The 1,728-nt window shown below is 55.0% G+C and carries 1 rRNA gene; it reads left to right on the top strand.

The features are described from left to right. Positions 1-41 precede the first annotated feature (41 nt). Positions 42-1,728 (top strand): 23S ribosomal RNA (locus tag ACZ9BC_RS22675); the annotation flags it as partial.

Genomic DNA, 1,728 nt, shown 5'->3' with positions numbered 1-1,728 from the left:
GTTTTCGTGGTTCTCTCGAAAATTTCTGATTGATCTTTTGTGGTCAAGTTTTTAAGAGCACACGGTGGATGCCTTGGCATTAGGAGCCGAAGAAGGACGTAGGAATCTGCGATAAGCCTGGGGGAGTCGATAACCGGACTGTGATCCCAGGGTGTCCGAATGGGGAAACCCCGCCAAGCGCGCGAGTGACTTGGTGACCCGCATCTGAACACATAGGGTGCGTGGAGGGAACGCGGGGAAGTGAAACATCTCAGTACCCGCAGGAAGAGAAAACAATAGTGATTCCGTTAGTAGTGGCGAGCGAACGCGGATCAGGCTAAACCGTTCCATGTGTGATAGCCGGCGGGCGTTGCATGGTCGGGGTTGTGGGACTTTCCATACCAGTTCTGCCGGGCTGGTGGGGTGTGATGTGCGTGCATAGGTGAACGGTTTTGAAAGGCCGGCCAGAGAGGGTGTTAGCCCCGTAACCGTAATGTTTTGTACCGCCTGTGAGAGTATCCCAAGTAGTACGGGGCCCGAGAAATCCCGTGCGAATCTGTCAGGACCACCTGATAAGCCTAAATACTCCCTAATGACCGATAGCGGACCAGTACCGTGAGGGAAAGGTGAAAAGTACCCCGGGAGGGGAGTGAAACAGTACCTGAAACCGTGTGCTTACAATCCGTCGGAGCCAGTCTGATTCTGGTGACGGCGTGCCTTTTGAAGAATGAGCCTGCGAGTTAGTGTTACGTCGCGAGGTTAACCCGTGTGGGGCAGCCGTAGCGAAAGCGAGTCTGAATAGGGCGTTGCAGTGGCGTGATCTAGACCCGAAGCGAAGTGATCTACCCATGGCCAGGTTGAAGCGACGGTAAGACGTCGTGGAGGACCGAACCCACTTCAGTTGAAAATGGAGGGGATGAGCTGTGGGTAGGGGTGAAAGGCCAATCAAACTTCGTGATAGCTGGTTCTCCCCGAAATGCATTTAGGTGCAGCGTTGCGTGTTTCTTGCTGGAGGTAGAGCTACTGGATGGCTAATGGGCCCTACAAGGTTACTGACGTCAGCCAAACTCCGAATGCCGGTAAGTGAGAGCGCAGCAGTGAGACTGTGGGGGATAAGCTTCATAGTCGAGAGGGAAACAGCCCAGACCACCAACTAAGGCCCCTAAGCGTGTGCTAAGTGGGAAAGGATGTGGAGTTGCTCAGACAACCAGGAGGTTGGCTTAGAAGCAGCCATCCTTAAAAGAGTGCGTAATAGCTCACTGGTCAAGTGATTCCGCGCCGACAATGTAGCGGGGCTCAAGTACACCGCCGAAGTTGTGGCATTCAAACAATGACTAAGCCTTCGTGGTTCAGGTGTTTGGATGGGTAGGGGAGCGTCGTGTGGGCGGTGAAGTCGCGGTGTAAACCAGCGGTGGAGCCTACACGAGTGAGAATGCAGGCATGAGTAGCGAAAGACGGGTGAGAAACCCGTCCGCCGAATGATCAAGGGTTCCAGGGTCAAGCTAATCTGCCCTGGGTAAGTCGGGACCTAAGGCGAGGCCGACAGGCGTAGTCGATGGACAACGGGTTGATATTCCCGTACCGGCGAAAAACCGCCCATGCTGAACAGGGGATACTAACTGCCCGAGACCTGCCCGACACCCCTTGTGGGTGAAGGGTTTTGGTGGAGCGCAGGACCTGATCCTGGGAGGCAAGCGTATTAACAGGTGTGACGCAGGAAGGTAGCCGAGCCGGGCGATGGTTGTCCCG

It is taken from the genome of Pseudarthrobacter sp. TE3704 (genome assembly GCF_056279405.1).
The sequence above is the reverse complement of the archived record's forward strand: the minus strand, read 5'-3'. Positions and strand labels throughout refer to the sequence as shown.